Genomic DNA, 17,709 nt, shown 5'->3' on the forward strand with positions numbered 1-17,709 from the left:
TCGAGGCGCGGAACGGCGGCGGACGGATTGCCGCTGCGGGCATCCATCGGAGCCCTGTCCGGCGTGCCCGTCGGACGCGCGCACGCAGGCGCCGACGCCGTCTTTCTCCGTATCCGGTCAGATACGGACCTCGCCTCCACCCTCCTTTTCTCACCGTCCGTTCCCAATCGGGAACGAAATCACGCCGCCGCTTATCGGAACACTCCATTCGTTCCCGCACGAATACGAATCACGGTCCAAGCCGGCGAGTTATGCAATACTGTTCCCGTTCGGATACGAAGCACGGAGAATGTCATGTCGGAGTCCCAATCCGTCGACACGATCGGCGCGCTCGCCCATTTCATTCGCGCGGCGCGAATCCAGCAGGGGTTCACCCGGGACGAACTCGCGAACGCGACCGGGCTGTCGCCGAAATTCATCAGCCAGGTGGAAGCCGGCAAGCCGACCGCACAAATCGGCAAGGTCATGCTGCTGCTGAGTGAGCTCGGCGTGCGGCTGTACGCCGAGTCGGCGATCGAGATTTCCGAAGCGACCGCGCTGAAGGCCACCCAACGCCGCAGGAGCAGCCATGGCGGCTAGAACGCTGATCGCGTCCGCTAACGGCGTGCGCATGGGCACGCTGGCCGACGACAAGGGGATCTGGTCGTTTGCGTACGACCCGCAATGGCTTGCGTCACCCACCGCGTATCCGCTGTCGCCGGCGTTTCCGCTCCGCGCAGACGTGTTCACCGACACGTCCACCGATCGCCCGGTCCAGTGGTTCTTCGACAATCTGCTGCCCGAGGAAGGCATGCGCACGTCGCTCGCGCGCGAGGCGAAGGTCGATGCGGCCGACGCGTGGGGCCTGCTCGCGTACTTCGGCCGCGAATCGGCCGGCGCGCTGACGCTGCTGACCGACGGCGAGCAGGAAACGCCCGGCGACCTGCAACCGCTGCCGCTCGACGAGCTCGAGCACCGGATCCAGGCGATGCCCGAGCGCGCGCTGACAGCCACCGCGCCCAAGCGCATGTCGGCGGCCGGCGCGCAGCAGAAACTGCTACTGGTGCTGCGCGGCGACGCGCCCGACTACGCGCTGTTCGAGCCGGTCGGCAGCGAACCGTCGATGCACCTGCTCAAACCCGACATGCGCGCGGCCCGCTATCCGCATTCGGCGATCAACGAGTTCTTCTGCATGCGGCTCGCGAAGAAGATGGGGCTCGACGTGCCCGACGTGCATTTCCTGCGCGCGCCGTCCGCCTGCTACGTGATCGACCGGTTCGACCGCGACGTCGCGTCCGAACGGGCCGCACGCGTGCATACGATCGACGCGATGCAGTTGCTCAACTACGACCGCGGTTTCAAGTACCAGCGAGCGAATGCGCAGGAGCTGGCCCGCGCGATCGACCGCACCAGCACGCGCGCGCTCACGCGTCTGTCGGTGTTCCGCTGGACCGTGTTCAACGTGGTGGTCGGCAATGCCGACGCGCACCTGAAGAATCTGTCGTTCTTCGTCGACGCGCGCGGCTACCGGCTCGCACCGTTCTACGACATCGTCAGCACGGTCGTGTATCACACGCCGACGCACCGGCCCGACCACCGCGGCGATCATTGGCCGCACTGCGAGCTGACGATGCCGCTCGGGAATGCGACGCGGTTCGCCGATATCGACACGAATGCGCTGGTCGCATTCGGTCATGCGCTAGGGCTCAGGGAGAAAGCGGCCACCAGCGAACTGCAGCGCTTTCTCGAGCCGCTCGATCGTCACGTCGGAGAGACGCTCGATGAAGTGCGAAACATCGCGCATCCGGACGCCGGGGAAATGCGGTTGCTGAATTCGATCGCCGCGATGCCGATCGCGGCGATGGGGCGCGCGCTGCGGCAGGCGCGCGGATAGGTTGCCGCGCGCGGGTGTCGTACCGCCGCCGATACCCGCGCGCCGCCCGGCCCGGCGAATACCTGGGCGTCAGCGCCGCCCCGCAAAGGCATCGACGCCCGTCGCCGCCGCGGACCACGCCCACAGCCGCGCCGCGTCCTCCGGATCGATCGCATGCGGCCGCACGCCCGATTCCTCGTTGCCGCGCGTCACCGTCGCGACGTCGCAATCCTCGCAATAGACACCGCCGAGATCGGCCAGGCGCGGCGACGTCGCCGCCCATACCTGGGTTGCCGCGCCCTGCGCGGGCGTCTTGAAAGTCGGATCGATCGGCACGCCGTGCTCGTCGATCCAGCCCTGCGCCATCATTTCCTCGCGCGTCAGATGACGCTGCAGCGGCGTCGCGATCTTGCCGGGATGCAGCGAATACGCGCGGACACCGAACGGCGCGCCGAGCACGTCGAGCTGCACCGCGAACAACGCGTTGGCCGTTTTCGACTGCCCGTACGCCAGCCATTTGTCGTACCCGCGCGCGAAATCGATATCGTCCCAGCGGATCGGCGACAGCCGGTGCCCGAGCGACGACACCGCGACCACGCGCGCGCCGTCGCCGTGCGCGATCGCCGGCCACAGCCGGTTGACGAGCGCGTAGTGACCGAGGTGATTGACGGCCAGCTGCGCTTCCCTTCCGTCGCCCAAGCGAGTCTCCGGGCACGCCATGATGCCCGCGCTGTTGATGACGATGTGCACGTCGCGCCGCGCGTCGACGAACCGCGCGGCGAATGCGGCCACGCTCGCGGCGTCCGCGAGATCGAGCGTCGCGATTTCCACGCCGTCGATGTCGCGCGTCGCCTCGCGCGCGGCCGCGACGCTCCGTGCGCCGACGACGACGTGCGCACCGGCCTGCGCCAGCGCCCGCGTGGTTTCGAGGCCGAGACCCGAATGGCCGCCCGTGACGATGGCGGTCTTGCCGTGCAGGTCGAGGCCGGCCAGGACGTCGCTCGCCGTCGAGGCGGCGTCGAATCCGGAATGAAGGGGATGCTGCCTGCTCGTCATCGAAGGCTCCAGGAACGGGGTGCGAAGCTCGAGGCCGCCCATCGGCCGCGTCACTGCACGAACCCATTCTCCGGCCGCGCATCCGGACCGTGAATGCAATAGAATCCGGTTTTTCGTCGAGATCGTCCGGGAATTGCGCGTGGACCCGCTATCGGAAGTGCTGTCGCTGCTGGAAACGCGCGACTCGTTTTTCACCGGCCTGCGGGCCGGCGGCCCGTGGGCGGTCGACCTGCCCCCGCCCGACGGAATCAAGTTCAACGCGGTGGTCGAAGGCAGTTGCTGGCTGACCGTCGACGGTGCGGGGCCACCTGTTCGGCTGCGTACGGGAGACTGCTTCCTGCTCGCCGCGCCGCGGGCATTTTCGCTGGCGAGCGATCCGTCGGTCGCGCCGGTGCCGGCCGCCGACGTGTACCGGCATGTCGAACGCGGTATCGCGCACTATGGCGAGCCGGCCGACTGCTTTCTGATCGGCGGCCGCTTCGCGTACGAGGAACGCATGCCGCTGCTGCTCGGCAGCCTGCCGCCCGTGGTGATCGTGAGCGGGGATTCCGAATCGGCGGCGGTGCTGCGCTGGTCGCTGCAGCAACTCGCACGGGAATTCGGCGCGTCGTCGCCGGGCGGGTCGCTGATGATCCGGCATCTCGGACACATGATGCTGGTGCAGATCCTGCGGCGCTACGTGGACACCGGCGCGAACGGCGATGTCGGGTGGCTGGCCGGGCTCGCGGATGCGCGGGTCCGCGCGGCGCTGGCCGCGATTCACGCGGCGCCCGAGCGGCGCTGGACCGTCGACGCGCTGGCGGCCTGCTGCCACGTATCGCGGTCGACGTTCGCGCTGCATTTCAAGCGGCGGCTCGGGTTCGGGCCGCTCGAATACGTGCTGCGCTGGCGGATCCAGCTGGCGATGCGCGAACTGCGCCGCTCGAACGCGTCGATCTCGACGATCGCGCAACGGCTCGGCTACGACTCGGATAGCGCGTTCGGCCATGCGTTCAAGCGGATCGTGGGCTGCTCGCCGCGCGCCTATCGTCATGACGTGACGAAGGAATCGGGCAACTAGCGTCGTGACTGCCTTCGTCGGGCTCGTGATGGCGCGACTCCGTCAACGCCATGCGTTCGTATCGCGACCGTCGGGATAAGTATTCTTATCACAATGCACCGATTTCTTTTCAAAACTCGGCCGCGTATCACTGCGCCGGTGCGCTGCCGCCGGTATGCCGCAATTCCCCGTCGATGTGCTGCGGCAGCCTCAGCAGGTTGAAGATCGGGCACACCGCTTCGACTGCCTGATGCAACGCGCGGATGGTCTCCGGCGGCTCCGGCGACACGATGTCGAGCGTATAGCGGATGTTGTGCGGGAATACCGGAACATGCTCGAACCCCGGCTGCTGCGCGAGCGGATGCTGGTCGCCGGTGACTTCGACTTCGATCGCATCGATCTTCAGGCCCCGCTCCGCGGCCTGGATCAACGTGATGTGCGTGAGGCAACTGCCGAGCACGCCGAGCTGCAGCTCCGGCGACGCGGGCCCGAGGTTGTAGCCCGCGAAATCGGGCGGGCTGTCGCTGATCACCTGGAAGTCGCGGATCCGGATCTCGCGCACACCGCTGCGGCCAAGCGCGCGCACGGTCGCCTTCAGTGGCGTCGCCTTGAAATCGGGATCGTTGCGGGCAGCCTGCTGCTTCGCGTGCCACGCATCGCGCTTGTGGGCGAGATAGTCGTTCAGGGTCGTCACGGTCAAGTCACGGGTAAGCGGCACGCACGGGACCGATCGGTTCGCTGCGTGCCGGGGCGATCAGTCGATCGCCGGAATCCAGGGGGCGGTTGCCGCGTCGCTCGCGCGGAACGCCGGAAACTTCGCGCCGAGTTTGGCCACGGTATGAATGTCGTTCTTCACGAGATCGTCGCGCGTGATCAGCGTCGGCTTGACCGCGATGCGCGCGCCCGGGTTTTGCCCGGCGACCAGCAGCGCCGCGGCCCGCACCGACACCGCGCCGACGACCGCCGGATTGGTCGCGGCCGTCGCGACCCACGCGCTGTTCGGTGCGCGAATCGCCTCGATGTCGGCCGTCGACACGTCCGCGCTGTAGATGCGGATTTTCGACGACAGCCGGGCCTCGTCGGCCGCGAGCTTCGCGCCGCGCGCGAATTCGTCGTACGGCGCGAACACCACGCGGATGTCCGGATTCGCGCGATACACGGCCGCCGCCTGGTTCGCGACCGATTGCGCGATCGGGTTGTCGACGGTGCCCCAGCGCGCCTTTTCCTGCACCTTCGGATGCGCGCGCTTGAAATCGCGCCACGCGGCGTCGCGCCGGTCGAGCGGCGCGAATCCGGCCACGTACACGTACCCGGCGGAGAACGCGTCGCCGTTGTCCTTCACGGCCTGATCGAGCAGCAGGTTCGCGAGGTCGCGATCGTTCTGCTCGATCTGCGGCACCTTCGGATTGGCGAGATCGACGTCGAACGCGACGACCTTGATCCCCTTGTCCAGCGCACGCTGAACGACGTCCTTCAGCGATTCCGGCAAGCCGTGATTGACGATGATCGCGGACACGCCGATGCTGATCGCCTGCTGGATCTGCTCGCGCTGCTCGGCCGCGTCCTGCCGGCCTTCGTAGATGCGCAGATCGACGCCGAGCGCGCGCGCCTGCTTCTGCGCGCCGGCTTCGTAGGCCTGGAAAAAATCGCCGGTCGACAGGTAGTTGACGAGCGCGATCTTCACGCCGCCCTTGTCGAACGGCGCGGGCGCGCCCTTGAGCGGGCCGGCGTGCGCGGTGGGCACACCGAGCGCGAGTGCGGCGCCCAATACGAGTGCACCGAGTTTCGGTTCGAAGCGCGACTTTCGGCGAAGCAACGAGCGCATGGCGTGTCTGTCTCCGTACAGGACGATATCGGCTCAATCTATCAGCACGGCACGCGAACTCAAACCGACCGATTCGGCAATCGATATTACTTTGGATAACAAACGGTTCAGCCCGGGCGTGCCTCGAACCCGTCCATTCCCGAGCCGACGCTTGGCGACCTCACCCGTCACGCCCGGGCATCCGCCCGGCGACCGATGCCGAACGTAAACGCCAAGGCCAGCACGAGCAGCACGCCCTTGATGAAATCCTGCATATAGTAGGGCGCGTTCAGCATCGTGAGTCCGTTGAGCAGCACGCCGACGAACACCGCGCCGACGACCGTGCCGAACACGTTGGGCCGCTTCGCGCCCCACACCGCGTAGCCGATCAGTGCGGCGGCCACCGCGTCGAGCAGCAGCGAGTGTCCCGCGCTCACGTCGCCGCGGCCCACCCGCGCGGCGATCAGCACGCCGCCCAGCGACGCGATCGCGCCCGACACGACATACGCGGCGACACGGTAGCGCGCGGCCGGTGCACCGGCCAGCCGCGCGGCCGTTTCGTTGCCGCCGATCGCATAGATCACGCGGCCCCAGCGCGTCGCTTCCATCGTGACGCAGGCCAGCACCGTCACGGCCGCAAGCACCAGCACCGGCAACGGTACGACGTCGAATACGCGCAGTCGGCCGAGCGCGAGGAACGCGTCGGGGAACACGCCCGTCGCATCCGTGCCGTCGGGCAGCACGGAGCCGGTCGCGAGCGAACGGCCGCCGGTCGGGATCAACTGCAGGCCGGCCAGCAGGAACAGCGTGCCGAGCGTCGCGAGCTGGTCGGGCACGCGCAGCCGCGTGATCAGCAAGCCGTTGAACAACCCGGCGGTCACGCCGAGCACGACGCACGCGATCACGGCCGCCCACGCGCTGCCGTGCCAGACGACCAGCACGTAGCTCGCGGCCATCTGCGCGGTCGCGGCCACGCTGCCGACCGACAGGTCGAAACCGCCGGCCGCGAGCGTGACCGTCACCCCGACGCCGAGCAACGCGACGATCGACACCGCCTGCAGGATGCTGAACAGATTGTCGAGGTTCAGGAACGCAGGCTCCCTGAGCGCAAACACCACCACGAGGACGGCCAGCACGAGCAGGATGCCCGTCCGTTCGAGCGCATCGCGGATGCGCGCCGGCCCCGTGCGCGACGATCGTTCGACGGGGGCGGCATGATGCACGGCGGAAGAAGAAGTCACGGGTTTCATGAGTGGGCACCCACGATGGAAGAAGTCGGAGACAGGCCATCGAGCGTCGCGCGATCGAACCGCACGATCCGATCGGCGATCTCGGCCGCTTCCTCGAGATCGCTGACGAACACGAGCGTCGCACGTTCATGCGCATGACGCCGCAGCGTATCGACGATATCGGCGCGCGCGCCCGCATCGATGCCCTGGAACGGTTCGTCGAGCAGCAACAGCCGCGCGGGCTCGGCGTGCCAGCGCGCGAGCACGACCTTCTGCTGGTTGCCGCCGGACAGGTGCGCGACGCGATCGTCCGGCCCCTCGCAGCGAATGCCGAACCGCGCGATCGCGGCCGCGGCGGCCGTGCGTTCGCGGGCTCGGCGCACCGCGCCGCCCGCGAACCAGCGCGACAGGAACGGAAAGCCGATCGTGCCCGCGATCGACGCGAACGGGACGCTGTCGGGAAACAGCGACGTGCGCCAGCGATCCTCGCCGGCCAGGAATACGCCGGCGCGAATCGCATCGGCCGGCGAACGTGGCCGCCATGGCCGTCCGTCGAGCGTCATCTCGCCGGCCGCCGCCCGCACCGCGCCGAAGATCGTCCGCGCGAAACGCGACTTGCCGCCGCCGACCGGGCCCGCGATCGCGACGATCTCGCCGCGCCGGACCTCGAGGTCGAACGGCGTGCTGGTCGGTGTCAGCCGGATCTGCCGCACGCTGAATCCCGAGCCGGAGCCTGAGCTCGATCCCGAGCCGGCCAGCCCCGCACGCGCCGGCGCGAGTGCCGGCGCCGGTGCACGCGTACGCGGCAACGGCCGGCCGATCATCGTTTCCACCGCGGCGTCGAAATCGATCGGCGCGGCCCAATCCGCGACGATGCGGCCGTCGCGGACGATCGCCGCGCGATCGGCGATGCGACGCAGATCGCCGAGCCGATGCGACACCAGCAGGATGGCGACGCCATCGCGACGCAATGCGTCCACCAGCTCGAACAGCCGCTCGGCCTCCGTCGCCGACAGGCTGGCGGTCGGCTCGTCGAGAATCAGCAACGACGGCTGCCCGGCCAGCGCACGCGCCAAGGTCACGCGCTGCTGGTCGGCCAGCGACAGCGATGCGAGCGGCGCCGCCAGATCGACGTCGAGCCCGACCCGCTCGGCAAGCGAACGCGCCGCGGCACGCCGCGCGGCCGGCGGCGCGCGCCACGGCGACGCCGGGTCACACAGCCGGTCCAGCAGCAGGTTGTCGGCGATCGACAGCGTCGGCACGACGGCGTCGACCACCGACTGGTGCACGGTCGCGACGCCGAGCCGCTTGGCCATGTGCGGCGACGCCGGCCGATACGGTTCGCCGCGCAGCGTCAGCGTGCCGCCGTCCGGTTGCAGCGCGCCGCTCAGGATCTTGACGAAAGTCGACTTGCCCGCGCCGTTCGCGCCCATCAGCGCGACGACTTCGCCGGCGCCGATCGACAGGTCGAGCGCAGCCAGCGCGACGGTCGCGTCGAAGCGTTTCGCGATGCCCGTGGCGCTCAGGACGGGCGGCGATGCCGATCGACGGGGTCGAGCTTCGCGCCGCGTCGCCTCCATGGTTTCGTTCGTCGCGCTATTCATGCCGGAAGATTCCGGTCGGCACGATGCAGATGCGGCAGGAACAGTACGTCATCGATCATGTCACGCCACTCCGATGAAAGTCGTTCGGCATTGGTCGGCCGGTCAGCCCGCTTCCGGCACGGGAAACCGGAACCACGCGCCATAGGCCGTGTCCGGCAGGCGGTCGCGGCCGCCCAGCCGTGAACGGAAGGTGCCGCTCGCCGGCGTCGTCCGGTACAGGCCGCGCTTCTTCAGCTCAGGCACGATCAGTTCGGCGAAATCGTCGAGCGTGCCCGGGCTGATCAGCGGGTTGATCATGTAGCCGCTCGTCGTCGACTGCCGCGCATGCTCGGCGAGCTGGTCCGCGACTTCGTCCGGCGCGCCGACGAGGATCAGGTCGGTGCCGCGCGTGACGCTCGCGAACTTGCGCCGCACGTCGCCCGCGGTGAGCGGCTTGCCGCTGCCGTCCGGCCGCACCACGTAGGACGTCAGGCCTTCCGTCTGCGTCGTCAGCGGTTCGTCGTCCGCATAGCGGTCGATGTCGATGCCGGTGTCGCCCGCATAGCTGACGAGTTGCGCGTGCTGGTGATAGTGCTGCTGCAGCGCGTGATACTTCTCCTTCGCATCGCTCGACGAGCGCGCCGTGACGATCCGCAGCACCGTCAGCGACTTCACGTCGTCCGCCGCGCGGCCGCGTTCGGCCGCGAGCCGCCGAATCTCGTCGAGGCCCGCGCGAATCTCGTGCGGATCCGATTTCGCGACGAACACCACCTCCGCGTGCTTCGCCGCGAACGCGCGCCCGCGCCCCGACCAGCCGGCCTGGATCAGCACGGGCGAGCGCTGCGGCGACGGCGCGCAGACGTGCGGCCCCTGCACGCGGTAGTGCGTGCCTTCGTGCGCGATCGGCCGCACGCGCTCGCCACGCGCATAGCGCGGCGCGTGCTTGTCGGCGACGACCGCGTCGTCCGCCCAGCTCCCTTCCCACAGCTTGTACACGACGTCGAGGAACTCCTCCGCGCGCGCGTAGCGTGCGTCGTGGCCGATCATCCGGTCGAGCCCGAAGTTGCGCGCCGCGCTCGTCAGGTAGGACGTCACGATGTTCCAGCCGATCCGGCCGTTGCTCAGATGATCGAGCGTGCTGAAGCGACGCGCGAGCGCGAACGGATGCTCGTAGGTCGTGCTCGCCGTCACGCCGAACGCGAGCCGTTCGGTCTGCGCGACGAGCGCCGGAATCAGCATCATCGGATCGTTCGCGGGTGCCTCGACCGCCCACTGCACCGCCGCGTCGGCCGACCCGCCATAGACGTCGTACAGGCCGAGCACGTCCGCGAAGAACAGCATGTCGAGATCGGCCTGCTCGGCCGTGCGAGCGAGATTCGACCAGAACGCGAGCGTATTCGCGCGCAGCCGTTCGTCGGCCGGATGGGTCCACAGGCTCGGCGCGCCGCCGCAGCCGACGCTGGCTTGTTCATACAGGGAAAACAGCAAGGGGCGAGGATCGGACATCGTCGAAATCGGTACCAAGGCAGGAATCAGTTGGGGGCCGCCCACGCGCCCGACGACGCGCGGCTGCGCCGTGCGGGCACGCGTTCGTCGGGCTGGCGCGTCAGGTAGCGATTGATGCGCTGCTCGACGCGGGCGGCGGGAATGGTCAGCAGCGCGACCAGCACGACATAGACGATCGCCGCACCGGCCAGCGGCTCGTACACGCGCAACGTCTCGAAGCGCAGCGTATTGGCCGTGCCCATCACGTCGAACACGGTCACGGTCGACGCGAGGACGGTCGATTTCAGCAGCAGGATCGCCTCGCCGGTGAGCGCGGGCAGCGCAAGCCGCCACGCACGCGGGCCGACGATGCGGCGCAGCACCTGCATGCGCGTCATCCCGTATGCGTGGCCGGCCTCGATCTCACCGGCTGGCACGCCGGCGATCGCGCCGCGCAGGATTGTCGCCACGTACGCGCTCTCGTTCACGCTCAGCGCGACGATCGCGTACCAGAACGCGTCGCGTAGCAGCGGCGACGCCCAGCTGTCGCGCATCCATTCGCGCGGGACGATCTGCCCGAATCCGTAGTACAGCAGATAGAGCTGAACGAGGAGCGGCGTGCCGCGGATCAGCATGAGCCAGCCGCGCGCGGACCAGCGCAGCGGCGCATGGCGCGCACCGGCGGCGAGCGCGAGCGGCACGCCCAGCAGCACGCTGGCCGCACCCGATACGAGCGTCAGCGCGAGCGTGGTCGGCACCGCGGCGAGCAGCTTCGGCATCACCGTGTCGAGCAGGAAAGGCAGCGAGAAGATCATGTCGTCGCGCGCGTCGTGCCGCGGTTCGCATGCCGCTCGAGCGCCGCGAAAATGCCCGTCGACGTGATGCTCAGCAGCAGGAACAGCGCGGCCGTGACCAGATAGAAGAAGACGTAGTGCCGCGTCGCACCGGCCGCGAGCTGGCTCGCCTTCAGCAGATCCGTGAACGATCCGAGTACGCTGATGAACGACGCGTCCTTGGTCGCGTTCAGCCACACGTTGCCGACGCCCGGCAGCGCGAGCCGCGCCGCGGCCGGGAGCCGGATACGCGTGAACGTCTGCCAGGGCGTCATCCCGTACGCGTGCGCGGCTTCGATCTGCCCGACCGGCACGTTGACGAGCGCCGCGCGCAAGATGTCGGTGAGATACGCACCCTGGATGAAACCGAGCGACAGCGCGGCGACGACGAACGGGTCGAACGCGAAGTCGCCGGCTACGATGCGGCTGCCGCGCAACGCGTTCTCGATGGCCGGTGCGACCGCGTAGAACGCGAGCAGCAGGCACAACAACTCCGGCAGCGCGCGCACGAGCATCGTGTAGAGCCGCGCCAGCCACACGAGCGCCGCGTATCGCGACAGCTTGCCGAGCGCGCCGGCGATGCCGAGCAGCACGCCGGTGCAGAACGACGCGGCCGCGACGCCGAACGTCAGCGCGAACGCGCCCGCGAACACGCGGCCATAACCGCCGTCGCCGAAGGCGAGCAACGCGAGCAGCGAATCGTCCGCGGCCATGCGCTCAACGCCCCTTCTCGATCGTGCCCTTCAGGTTCGGATAGCGGGCGGTGATCGCATCCCACGTGCCGTCCTGCTGCAATTGCGCGATCGCGGTCGACAGCTTGCCGCGCAGCGCATCGCCATGGCGCACGCCCGCGCCGATGCCGAGGCCCAGCACCGGATTGTCCGCGCACGTGGCCTTGACCTCGAAGTCCTTGCCGTCGCGCGACGCGAGGAACGCCGTGAACAGCCCCTTGCCTTCCTGCACGTAGTCGACGCGGCCGGACACCAGATCCGCGAGCGCATTGTCGAACTTGTCGAACGCCTTGACTTGCGCGTCCTGCTTGAAGCGGGCATCGAGGAACGCGGAGAAGTTGGTGCCGGCCTCGACGCCGATCACGCTGCCCTTGAAGGTCGCGGGCACCGCGCAGTCGACGCGGCGCCGGTCGCTTTTCGCGCCGACGAACACCGTCGGCGATTCGTAATACGCGCGGCTGAAATCGATGGCTTTCTGCCGCTCGCCGGTGATCGTCATCGACGACCAGATCACGTCGATCTTGCGGTTCTGCAACGCAGGAATCAGGCCGTCCCACGCGATGTCGGTGAGCTCGCACCGCACGTTCAGCTTGCCGCACGCGGCATCGAGCACGTCGATTTCCCAGCCCTTCCACTTACCGCCGGCGTCCTTCGAAAAGAACGGCGGGTACGATTCGGCGTCGATGCCGACGCGCAACGTCGGCTGGGCCGCATGGGAAACCGGCGCGAGGCCGAGCACGAACAGCGCGGCCGCGGCACGGCGGACCCTGGAACGCATCAAACGATTCATGTGGCGCATTTCTGAAATAACGTCGGAACGACCGGCGTGGCGGCCGGCAGGAGGCGAGACTGTAATGCGCGCCGAAGCGTGTACCAAATGGTTATTTTTTCGATGGATATCTGATCGCGCGATATGCGCCGGGCCGCGCACCGGCCAACGTCCTCGCCCGGTGCGCGGGTCATCCGTTCACGCTGCCACGGCCTCGCGCCGCAACGCCGGCAGTTCCAGGTTCGCGCGGAGATCGCCGCCTACATAGTCGGTATCGAGCAGGTCGCGCCGCCGCAATTCGGGCAGCAAGCCGTTGAGCAGCAGGTCCTCCTGATCCGGCTGGCCGAGCCCGTGCAGCGACAGCACGTCGACGAGCCCCGCGCGATAGCGCGTTTCGATCGCATCGGCGAGCTGCTCCGGCGTACCCGCGACGAACCAGTGCCCGGTCTCCTGCGCACGCACGATCAGCTCGCGCAGCGTCAGCCGCTGGCGCGCATAGCCGACGAAGATCGCCACGCGCCCGCGCCGGCGGTGCACGCTGTCGATCGCCGGCAGCAGCGATGCCGGCAACGGCTGGTCGAGCGGCAGGCCGCGCAGGTCGACACCGCCGCCGAGCATGTCGGCAAGCTTCAGCCTGCCCTGTTCGTAGTCGATGCGCTCATGCTTGTCGCGCAAGCGCCGCGCGACGTCGGCATCGGATTCGCCGATCACCGAATGAAACGAGTTCATCACGAGCGGCGGCCGGTCGCCGCGGCCGAATGCAGCCGCCTGCCGGTGCAGCTCGGCGACGAACGCGCGCGCATCGTCGAGCGTCGGCTGCGACGTGTAGACGACTTCCGCATACCGCGCGCCGAGCGCCACGCCGCCTGCCGACTGCCCCGCCTGAAACAGCACAGGCCGCCGTTGCGCCGAAGGCGGTACGTTCAACGGCCCCTGTACCTGGAAATGCGCGCCGCGATAGTCGATCGCGCCGAGCTTGAGCGGATCGACGGAGATGCCGCCACCCGGCCCGCGACGCGTCGCACGCGGATGGTTCGCATCGAACAGCGCGTTGACGACCTCGATGAACTCGGCCGCGCGCGCATAACGCTGCTCCGGGTCGGGCAGCGCGGCATCGCCGAAATTCTCCTCGCCGACCGACGACGTGACCGCGTTCCACGCGGCGCGGCCGCCGCTCACGTGATCGAGCGTGCCGATCAGCCGCGCGAGGTTGTACGGATGGTGATACGTCGTCGACACGGTCGCGACGAGCCCGATGGCCGAGGTCGCCTGACTCAGCGCCGCCAGCGCGACGATCGGCTCCTGGCTGCCGGTGGTCCCGGCGAGGCCGGCCGCATCGGCCTGCAGCAGATCGGCGGTAAAGAGGCCGGTGATCTTCTCGGCTTCCGCCTTGCGCGCGAGCGACGCCGCGCGCCGCACGCCCTGCCCGACATCCGCATCGCCGGGCGCGTACAGCACGCTCGCCGCGCCGACGAGCGTCTTGAGCCGTCTGCGTGCGCCGCTCATGACGCGGCTCCGGTCGTCGTGAAGGCCGTACGTCGTTCGCGTTGCTCATTCATTCGGATTCCTCGTGATTCCGTTCGGTCGGAGAATCGGGGCATGCCTGCGGCCATCGCGACGGCGAGCGTACTCGCGCCGGAGATCGTCGGGCAGGCTCCACGCACGCGCCGCGAGGCGCGCAGCCAACGACCATAACGCAAGCCCCCCGGTCGGCCGGAACGAATATTTTCGGCTTTCGATATTCTTCTTGATTGTTTGACCGTGCGAACGACGACGCAAAATAATTCGGCATGCCAAACCCGCTGATCCGGCCGTTTCGACCCGCGCCGATCGCTTCATCATGACGTTCGACGCCATCCGCTCCCACACCGATTCGTCCGCTTTGTCCGCGTTGCCGTTCCGCTTGAGCGTGCTCGACAAGAGCCCCGTCGCGCCCGGAGAAACCGCCGCCGACGCGCTGGCGCGCAGCGTCTCGCTCGCGCGCTTCGCCGATGCGGCCGGCTATCACCGCTACTGGCTCGCCGAGCATCACAACACGGCCGCGCTCGCGTGCCCGTCGCCGGAAATCCTGATCGCGCACGTGCTCGCGCAGACGCGGCGCATTCGGGTCGGATCGGGCGGCGTGATGCTGCAGCACTACAGTCCGTACAAGATCGCGGAAAACTTCAACCTGCTCGCGTCGCTCGCGCCCGGCCGCGTCGATCTCGGCATCGGCAAGGCGCCGGGCGGCCTGCCGCTGTCGACGCGCGCGCTGCAGGACGGCTACGATCCGGCGCGACGCGCGCCCTTCGCCGATCTGGCCCACGCGCTGAATCGCCATCTCCACGGTGACGATGCGACAACCGATGCGGCCGGCGAGGATGCGGCCACGCTGCATGCGACGCCGCGACCGCCAACGCCCGCGCAACCGTTCCTGCTCGGCGCGAGCGCGGAAAGCGCGACGCTCGCCGCACGGCTCGGCTGGGCGTTCGTCTACGCGTCGCACCTGAACGCATCGGCAACGGATCTGGCGCGAACGTTCGATACCTATCGGGAAGCGTCGGGCGGCCGCACGCCGCTGCTGGCCGTCTCCGCGATCGTCGCCGGCACCCGCGACGCGGCCGCGCGGCTCGCGAGCGGCCATCAGGGCTTTCGCGTGCAGGTGGGCGACACGCCGGCCGTCAACGTCGGCAGCGTCGAACAGGCGCATGCGTACATCCGTCAGGCCGGCGGCGGCCCGCACCGGATCGACCCGCGCGAAACGCGCATCGTGCACGGCACGCGCGACGACGTGCTGCGCGAGTTCGACGCGTTGCATCGTCGTCACGGGATTGCCGAATTCGTCGTCGACACGCCACTCGCCGATGCCGCACCGCGGATTGCGTCGCTGCGGTTGCTGGCCGGCGCGCCCGCCGACGATCACGACGCCGCGACGGCGCGCGACGGGTGGAACGCGCGCACGACCACGCATCAACCGCACTTCGAAGGCACCGCGCCATGACCGATACGATCCGCATCGCCGGCGCGGACGACGTGCCGGCCGTCTATGCGCTGCTGCAGAACGCCTACGCGCCGCTCGCGGCGCAGGGCGTGCACTTCACGATCACGCGCTCGCCGATCGAACGCGTCGCGCAGACCATCGCGCGCGAAACGACGTTCGTGCTCGAACACGCGACACCCGACGGCCGTACCGCCCTCGCGGCCACGTTGACCGTGCGGTTTCCGTGGGTATCCGGCGAACGCCATCGCACGCCCTATCCGTTCCTGCACTGGTTCGCGGTCGCGCCCGCGTTCAAACGACAGGGATTCGGACACGCGCTGATCGCGCACGTCGAGACGCAGTTCCTGGCGTCGCAGGTGAAGGCGCCGGCGACGTATCTCGCGACCGCGACCAACCATCCATGGCTGCCGTCGTATTACGAGCGCAGCGGCTATCAGCCGTTCGACCACTCGACGAATGCGCTCGGCACGCCGCTCGTCTGGCTGAGAAAAATCCTGATCCCGGATCTCTACCCGGCCCCGACAGCGGACGATACCGCCCGGGACCACGAGCGCATCCACGCGAACGCATGACGTGACGTGCCGCGCCGGCCCACATAAACGACGCGAACCGCATCCACCGCTATCCACCTCGTAAAAGGCTTTCTCGCATGACATTCGCATTTCCGGATTCCACGCCGCGCGCGTCGCGCCGCACCGTATCGGCTGCGCTGCTGCTCGCGCTCGCGCTGCCGCATGCGGCGTTCGCCCAGGGCGCGCCCGTCGCGGGCGGCACGCTGACCTGGGGCGTCGAAACCGAGCCCCGCACGCTGAACCCGCAACTGAACGGCCAGGACAAGGTCGAGCTGCTGCTGCGCAACGCGTATGAAAGCCTGCTCGCGCAGAAGCCCGACGGCAGCTACGTCCCGTGGCTCGCGACCGGCTACAAGGTCTCCGCCGACGGCAAGACCTACACGTTCACGCTGCGCGACGGCGTGAAGTTCACCGACGGCGCGCCGTTCGACGCGAAGGCCGTCGCCCGCAATTTCCTGAACGCGCGCGAACTGTCGTATGCGGCCGGCAGCCAGCTTGCGCGGCTGATCTCGCACGTCGCCGACGTCAAGACGCCGGACGAGCACACCGTCGTCATCACGCTCGACGCGCCGTATGCGCCGTTCCTGACGTTCGCGGGCCGGCTGCCGCTGCTGTCGCCGAACGCGTTCGACCGGCCCGGCCTGAAATCCGGCGGCCCCGACATCGCGGGCACCGGCCCGTTCATCCTGCGCCGCTACGTGAAGGGCCAGGAAATCGAGTTCGCGAAGAATCCCGACTATCGCTGGGCGCCGCCGACCGCGGGCCACCAGGGCCCCGCGTATCTCGACCGGGTCGTCTACCGGTTCCTGCCCGAATCGTCGGTCCGCACCGGCGCGCTGCTGTCCGGCCAGGTCGACGTGATCGAGGGCGTGTCCGGCAACGACGCCGCGCTGATCCGCAAGAACGCCGATTTCACCTACCGCCGCGCGCTCAATACCGGCACGCCGTACTCGCTGTTCCTGAACGTCGGCTACGGCGCGACGCAGGACGTGAAGGTGCGCCGCGCGCTGCTCGAAGGGCTCGACACGACCGGCATCGTGCAGTCGATCTACCGCGGCGAGCGCACGCGCGCCTGGGGCATCACGTCGCCGATCGATCCGTTCTACGACGCGTCGATCGAAAAGACCTACGGCAACAACCCGAAGCTCGCGAACCAGTTGCTGGATGAAGCCGGCTGGAGCGCGCGCGACAGCGGCGGCTATCGCACGAAGCACGGCGAACGGCTGACGATCGCGGTCGTCCAGGCGCAGGCGACCGTGCGCGACCAGCGCGACGTGCTGCTGCAGGCGCTGCAGGCACAAGCGCGGCAACGACTGGGCGTGGACCTGAAGATTCAGTACGTCGACGACGGCACGTACGTCGAGGCGCGCAAGAGCGGCAAGTTCGGTTCGATCGCGAACTCGAACACGCCGCCGGACGGCATCGACATCGAAGGCCACTACCTGCCCGTCGATCGCGGCGGCGCGCTGAACTACAGCCGTGCGGCGGCGCCCGAGCTGACGCGCTGGCTGCAGGCGGCTGCGCGCACGCAGAACGTCGCCGAGCGCAAGAGGCTGTACGGCGAGTTGCAGCGCTTCGCGATCAACGAACAGGCGTACGCGCTGCCGCTGTACGAGCCGGAAGACCAGATCGCCGCCGCGAAGGCGGTCCAGGGCTTGCGCTTCCGCTCGTTCGCGCAGATGCCCGAGAACCCGTACGACGTGTGGGTGAAGAAGTAAGCCGACGCGTGCCGGCCTGCTTCGCCTCGCCCATCGCGCCGCCCCGACAGGAGAATCG

The 17,709-nt window shown here is 68.8% G+C and carries 16 protein-coding genes; 6 read left to right on the forward strand and 10 right to left on the reverse strand.

Annotation, left to right across the window (positions count from 1 at the left end; all coding sequences use genetic code 11):
* The first annotated feature begins 294 nt into the window (after nucleotides 1-294).
* Nucleotides 295-579: a helix-turn-helix domain-containing protein gene (locus H0X91_RS20710; protein WP_058903630.1), complete on the forward strand. Its 285-nt coding sequence runs from the start codon at nucleotides 295-297 to the stop codon at nucleotides 577-579.
* Entirely contained in the window at nucleotides 569-1,873 is a 1,305-nt protein-coding gene (locus H0X91_RS20715) for a HipA domain-containing protein (protein ID WP_062911628.1), read from the forward strand. The genes H0X91_RS20710 and H0X91_RS20715 overlap by 11 nt, the downstream gene beginning before the upstream one ends.
* A 69-nt stretch (nucleotides 1,874-1,942) precedes the next feature.
* Here the strand turns inward: H0X91_RS20715 and H0X91_RS20720 are convergent, their stop codons facing one another.
* The gene (locus tag H0X91_RS20720; protein WP_034204023.1) at nucleotides 1,943-2,908 is read right to left on the reverse strand and encodes an SDR family NAD(P)-dependent oxidoreductase; all 966 of its coding nucleotides are present in this window, start codon (nucleotides 2,906-2,908) and stop codon (nucleotides 1,943-1,945) included.
* A 139-nt stretch (nucleotides 2,909-3,047) separates the two neighbouring features.
* Between H0X91_RS20720 and H0X91_RS20725 the strand changes: the two genes are divergently transcribed.
* Nucleotides 3,048-3,968, forward strand: coding sequence for an AraC family transcriptional regulator (locus H0X91_RS20725; RefSeq protein ID WP_006489183.1), 921 nt, complete (start codon nucleotides 3,048-3,050; stop codon nucleotides 3,966-3,968).
* 127 nt (nucleotides 3,969-4,095) lie between these two features.
* On the opposite strand, the gene H0X91_RS20730 is transcribed toward H0X91_RS20725, so the two are convergent.
* The 9 genes from H0X91_RS20730 to H0X91_RS20770 form a co-directional block, all read right to left on the reverse strand.
* Nucleotides 4,096-4,641 (reverse strand): OsmC family protein, encoded by a 546-nt coding sequence (locus tag H0X91_RS20730; RefSeq protein ID WP_006498228.1) that lies wholly within the window; start codon nucleotides 4,639-4,641, stop codon nucleotides 4,096-4,098.
* Between the two features lie 60 nt (nucleotides 4,642-4,701).
* Nucleotides 4,702-5,772: a substrate-binding domain-containing protein gene (locus H0X91_RS20735; RefSeq protein WP_196433297.1), complete on the reverse strand. Its 1,071-nt coding sequence runs from the start codon at nucleotides 5,770-5,772 to the stop codon at nucleotides 4,702-4,704.
* A 167-nt stretch (nucleotides 5,773-5,939) separates the two neighbouring features.
* Nucleotides 5,940-7,001 (reverse strand): ABC transporter permease, encoded by a 1,062-nt coding sequence (locus tag H0X91_RS20740; protein ID WP_084752604.1) that lies wholly within the window; start codon nucleotides 6,999-7,001, stop codon nucleotides 5,940-5,942.
* On the reverse strand, nucleotides 6,998-8,584 hold the full coding sequence (locus H0X91_RS20745; RefSeq protein WP_196433298.1) for a sugar ABC transporter ATP-binding protein: 1,587 nt from the start codon (nucleotides 8,582-8,584) through the stop codon (nucleotides 6,998-7,000). The genes H0X91_RS20740 and H0X91_RS20745 overlap by 4 nt, the downstream gene beginning before the upstream one ends.
* A gap of 102 nt (nucleotides 8,585-8,686) precedes the next feature.
* Nucleotides 8,687-10,069, reverse strand: coding sequence for an NtaA/DmoA family FMN-dependent monooxygenase (locus tag H0X91_RS20750; protein ID WP_196433299.1), 1,383 nt, complete (start codon nucleotides 10,067-10,069; stop codon nucleotides 8,687-8,689).
* A gap of 26 nt (nucleotides 10,070-10,095) precedes the next feature.
* Nucleotides 10,096-10,863 carry an ABC transporter permease gene (locus H0X91_RS20755; RefSeq protein WP_006489186.1) on the reverse strand — a complete coding sequence of 256 codons (768 nt, stop codon included), beginning with the start codon at nucleotides 10,861-10,863 and terminating at the stop codon, nucleotides 10,096-10,098.
* On the reverse strand, nucleotides 10,860-11,594 hold the full coding sequence (locus H0X91_RS20760; RefSeq protein ID WP_006498235.1) for an ABC transporter permease: 735 nt from the start codon (nucleotides 11,592-11,594) through the stop codon (nucleotides 10,860-10,862). The genes H0X91_RS20755 and H0X91_RS20760 overlap by 4 nt, the downstream gene beginning before the upstream one ends.
* 4 nt (nucleotides 11,595-11,598) lie before the next feature.
* Nucleotides 11,599-12,402 (reverse strand): transporter substrate-binding domain-containing protein, encoded by an 804-nt coding sequence (locus H0X91_RS20765; RefSeq protein WP_112751622.1) that lies wholly within the window; start codon nucleotides 12,400-12,402, stop codon nucleotides 11,599-11,601.
* A gap of 177 nt (nucleotides 12,403-12,579) precedes the next feature.
* Nucleotides 12,580-13,887: an NtaA/DmoA family FMN-dependent monooxygenase gene (locus H0X91_RS20770; RefSeq protein ID WP_196433300.1), complete on the reverse strand. Its 1,308-nt coding sequence runs from the start codon at nucleotides 13,885-13,887 to the stop codon at nucleotides 12,580-12,582.
* Between the two features lie 334 nt (nucleotides 13,888-14,221).
* Between H0X91_RS20770 and H0X91_RS20775 the strand changes: the two genes are divergently transcribed.
* The 3 genes from H0X91_RS20775 to H0X91_RS20785 all read left to right on the forward strand — a co-directional run bounded on the left by H0X91_RS20775 (nucleotide 14,222) and on the right by H0X91_RS20785 (nucleotide 17,651).
* Nucleotides 14,222-15,361 carry an MsnO8 family LLM class oxidoreductase gene (locus tag H0X91_RS20775; protein ID WP_194132167.1) on the forward strand — a complete coding sequence of 380 codons (1,140 nt, stop codon included), beginning with the start codon at nucleotides 14,222-14,224 and terminating at the stop codon, nucleotides 15,359-15,361.
* The gene (locus tag H0X91_RS20780) at nucleotides 15,358-15,933 is read left to right on the forward strand and encodes a GNAT family N-acetyltransferase (RefSeq protein WP_058903638.1); all 576 of its coding nucleotides are present in this window, start codon (nucleotides 15,358-15,360) and stop codon (nucleotides 15,931-15,933) included. The genes H0X91_RS20775 and H0X91_RS20780 overlap by 4 nt, the downstream gene beginning before the upstream one ends.
* Nucleotides 15,934-16,010: 77 nt before the next feature.
* Nucleotides 16,011-17,651: an ABC transporter substrate-binding protein gene (locus tag H0X91_RS20785; RefSeq protein WP_059722960.1), complete on the forward strand. Its 1,641-nt coding sequence runs from the start codon at nucleotides 16,011-16,013 to the stop codon at nucleotides 17,649-17,651.
* Nucleotides 17,652-17,709: the final 58 nt, after the last annotated feature.

The organism is Burkholderia sp. 9777_1386 (genome assembly GCF_015712265.1).
GTDB classification, from domain to species: Bacteria; Pseudomonadota; Gammaproteobacteria; order Burkholderiales; family Burkholderiaceae; genus Burkholderia; species Burkholderia cenocepacia.